The organism is Synechococcus sp. R8-2, assembly GCF_047461715.1.
GTDB lineage: Bacteria > Cyanobacteriota > Cyanobacteriia > Thermostichales > Thermostichaceae > Thermostichus.
Genome location: NZ_JANSHQ010000306.1, coordinates 1 through 3,605 on the forward strand (window position 1 = coordinate 1; position 3,605 = coordinate 3,605).

4 protein-coding genes are annotated in these 3,605 nt (G+C 58.4%); 1 reads left to right on the top strand and 3 read right to left on the bottom strand.

From position 1 onward, the window contains the following. Positions 1-284 precede the first annotated feature (284 nt). Both NW819_RS07980 and NW819_RS07985 read right to left on the bottom strand, forming a co-directional pair. Positions 285-710, bottom strand: coding sequence for a DUF2996 domain-containing protein (locus NW819_RS07980; RefSeq protein ID WP_414413433.1), 426 nt, complete (start codon positions 708-710; stop codon positions 285-287). A gap of 80 nt (positions 711-790) precedes the next feature. Next, a complete protein-coding gene (locus tag NW819_RS07985; protein WP_011432289.1) occupies positions 791-1,156 on the bottom strand; it encodes an NAD(P)H-quinone oxidoreductase subunit M in 366 nt (121 codons plus the stop codon). 57 nt (positions 1,157-1,213) lie between these two features. Here NW819_RS07985 and NW819_RS07990 point away from each other — a divergent pair, with 57 nt between their 5' ends. Then, positions 1,214-2,359: a radical SAM/SPASM domain-containing protein gene (locus NW819_RS07990; protein ID WP_414413434.1), complete on the top strand. Its 1,146-nt coding sequence runs from the start codon at positions 1,214-1,216 to the stop codon at positions 2,357-2,359. Positions 2,360-2,454: 95 nt separating this feature from the next. Here the strand turns inward: NW819_RS07990 and ylqF are convergent, their stop codons facing one another. Then, positions 2,455-3,306, bottom strand: coding sequence for a ribosome biogenesis GTPase YlqF (gene ylqF / locus NW819_RS07995; protein WP_414413435.1), 852 nt, complete (start codon positions 3,304-3,306; stop codon positions 2,455-2,457). Positions 3,307-3,605: the final 299 nt, after the last annotated feature.

Here is a 3,605-nt window from a genome sequence, read left to right on the forward strand (position 1 = left end):
TGGCGCGATCAGTAGCCCAGGCCTCTCACCCTAACCTGAAACGCGACTATGAACGGCTGATCCCGCTGGGGCGGTACCGTTCTTCGAGCCAAGTGCGCAGCTCATCTTCCGGGAAGGCGGCAGCCAAGGTGCCCGTTCTGGGATCGTGGGCATGCCAAAGAACATGGCCGGATGGATCCTGGCTTTACGGTAACTGCAGCCGGCTACACCTCCCCTCGTCTCTTGCGAGCAGGCTTACTCTCTCCGGCTAGGGGTAGCCAGGGATCCTTCAAGGTCACGCGAACTCAATACCACTGCTGAGCGTAAAGGCGCTGCACCAAATAAAACACGAATAGGTTGACATCCACGCGCCGCTCGTCGATCATAAAAGACTCGATGGTGCTGGCCGGGGATCCTTCGGTGGTACAGCGGAAGAACTTGCGGCCATTCAAGGATCCCTCAGCAAACAGCACGCTGAACTGCTTCTTGCCTCCTGCAAACGCCCCGATCAGCGTCTTGCCTTCTAGGCGCAGCTCCAGATCGTTGACCCCACGCTTTTGAAAAGCCGCAATGGCCGCCGGGATCACCTCTTCCGTGATCTGTTGCTCGAAGGGCTTTTCTTCCTTAGCGACTTTTTTCCCGGCAGCTTTGGGGGAATCCTCAGCAGCAGGCTTGGCAGCTTCAGCAGGTTTCTCGGTAGCAGCAACTTCGGGGGTGGGTTCTCCAGACATGGGGAAACGCTCCAACAATCAGATGGGTAAAAGCCTTAGATGCAGAACAATCAAAAACTCTGTCCAGAACCGGCAAAGAGCTAGCCCTTGGGGATGTATTGGCCGACAATTTCTTCAGCAGGGATCTGGGGAAAGCCCATGCTGAAGTTGGGGGCACGCCCCTGCAGGTTATAGGCGATCTCCCCTTGCTTGAGCAGGGAGCGGATGAAATGTTCCAGGTCAGACCCAATGCGGCGGATATTGTACTCGGTCAAGTCTCGCCCCCGGTATTCTTCCACCAACTCTTCGAAACGGGCATAGACCTTTTGCAGGGCAGCATCAGTCCAGACCAGCTCGTTGTCCGGATCCACATCGAGGGTAAACAGGTCGTCGCGGGGCACGAAGTTGTTGTCTGCAGTAACTTCACCGGCAAAAATGTGGACGTGGCGAGTGGTGCATTTCAGCATTGCGATGGCTCCGCTCCGGATCTAACCTGATAAACAGCGTATCACTACCTAGCGCTTGTGGGGGATCCGCTATTTGCCCTCGACTTGTTCCGGCCCTCTCTATGTCTGCTGTTAATGTCTGCTGTTATTCCCCAACTGGAACGCCTGCACATAGAGGTGACCAACGTTTGCAACTTTAAGTGCGAGTTTTGTCCAGATGGGATCATGCAACGGCGGCGGGGGCACATGGAGCCCGCTCTGCTGGAGCAGATTTTGGAGGAAGTAGCGGCAACAGGGCTGGCCCGCGTGATGGCTTTTCACCTGATGGGGGAGCCGCTGCTCTACCCATACCTTTTCGAGGGTATTTGCAGGGCCGCTGAGCTTGGCCTTCGCCTGCACCTGACCAGCAACGGCAGCACCTTTGCCCTCTGGCCGGAGCACATTGAAAAGCTGAACCGCAGCCCCTTTGCTAAGCTAACCATTTCCCTGCAAACTCCCGATCCAGTCACCTTCAGCATTCGCGGAGCACCTCCCCGCCTCACGCCGGAGCGCTACTTTGCTGGGATTACCCAATTTCTGCAGGTGCACTTGCGCTCCTCCAGCCCTACGCAGGTGCATCTCAAATTCCTGGATACTAGCCCCCACCCGTTTTTGGTGCCGCATAAGGCTCTTTCGGTGATCGATTCTGCACAGCAGATGCGCGCTCAGCTCTCGGCTTGGGCCAGACGAGCTTTGCAAGGGATCCCGGATGCACCGGCTCTCGATTGGGTAGAAGCCCAGATTGCTACTTACCGACCGGGCCGCTGGCAGCAGATCCGCATCCATCCCCGCTTGGTTTTGGAAACGTTTCCCTTGGACAGTTGGGGCAACGTGGAGACAGACCGGGTAATCCCAGCTCGCTGGGGATACTGCAATGGCGCTTCCGGTCAGGCGGGGATCCTCTACGACGGCACGGTGGTGCCCTGTTGCAAGGACTATGAAGGGCAAATCCCGCTGGGGCAAGTGACGCTGGGGGGATCCCTGGCCGAGATTTTGCGGGGCCAACCGGCCTGTGCGCTGCGGCGGGGGTTCAATCGTCTGCAGGTGAACCATCCCGTTTGCCAGCGCTGTATGGGTGGAGACACTTGCATCAAAGCCTTGGCCAGACAAGTGGGTTCCGTTGTCTACTTCAAGGTGTATCGGCCTTGGAAACAGAGGCTGGATCCCGGTTGGGGACAAGTGTAGACAGTTTCGGGAAAAGTCAACGCCCCACAGCAGCGGTTTCCCTGCCGTGGGCATAGCAACAACGTGACTTTCTTTCGTGATTTCTTCTAAGGGGCTCAAGCCTTGGGAGGGAGTTCCAAGGCCAGCGGCCCCAGCAAGCCCTTGCGGTAGTCGTTGAGAACTTGCCGTGCCGCCCGCTGGGGATCCCCTTGATACCGCCGCTCGGCCAACTCCTGCACTGCGGCACCACCGGGAGGGATCGGATCCGGCCAACCGTAGCGCTTTTGCAAGAGAGATCCGGCTTGGGGCTGCACCCTCAGCACGTGATCCAAAAAGTAGGCCGCCACCCGTTCGGGATCGTAGGCCGCTTCGCCGATGTCATCGCAGATGGCCAATAGAGAGGCCGCCTGTTGATCCGGCAGAGAGGGCGGTAGGATGCCCGGCGAGTCCAACAGATCCAACTCTCCCCCCAGCCGCACCCACCGCAGTTGCCGCGTCACCCCAGGACGTGCTGCGCTCTCAGCTGCCCGCCGCCCCAACAGTCGATTCAGCAAAGCAGATTTGCCCACATTGGGAAAGCCCACCACCACCGCCCGAACGGCCCGCGGTCGCATTCCCCGCTGTTGACGCCGCGTGTTGACCGATTGCCCCAGTTGCAAGACCGCCTGCTTGAGGCGATTCACCCCTTCTCCTGAGCGGCCATTGGTGGGATAGACAGGGATCCCTTGCCGTAAAAAATACTCCTGCCAAGCTTTCAGATCCCCAGCCTCAATGCAGTCCGCCCTGTTCAGAGCCAGGAGGCGAGGTTTTTCCCCCAGCCACCGGCCCAGCTCAGGATGACGACTGGCCAACGGGATCCGCGCATCCAACACCTCGATGACCGCATCCACTCGCTGCAACTCTTCCCGCAACTGGCCAATTGCCTTGGCAATATGGCCGGGATACCACTGGATGGCCGGAGAACTCATGCCGCCAGAACCCTAGAAGTGGACAGCAGAAATCAACAGTGGGATCCAATCTAGCCCGATTCCCCAAAAGAGGCTCGACCTGCCGGCTGAAGTAGCCAATAATACAACGTGAGTGCCGCTGGGATCCCTTTCCTGGGCAACCTAATGTTTAACCAACGGGGGTGCGGGGGCAACAAGCCCCGCGCTCTACCCGCAGGGTTAGCGTCGGGATACATGGATCCCTGCATGCTATACCATTATCTTTTTAGTACCCAGGAATGCTGGGGAAGGGAAACCACCTGTCCAGTTGTTCTGTCGGG

Excerpts from the sequence above, each read along its gene's own strand:
- NW819_RS07980 (WP_414413433.1), bottom strand. The coding sequence starts at position 710 with ATGTCTGGAGAACCCACCCCCGAAGTTGCTGCTACCGAGAAACCTGCT.
- NW819_RS07985 (WP_011432289.1), bottom strand. The coding sequence starts at position 1,156 with ATGCTGAAATGCACCACTCGCCACGTCCACATTTTTGCCGGTGAAGTT.
- ylqF (WP_414413435.1), bottom strand. The coding sequence starts at position 3,306 with ATGAGTTCTCCGGCCATCCAGTGGTATCCCGGCCATATTGCCAAGGCA.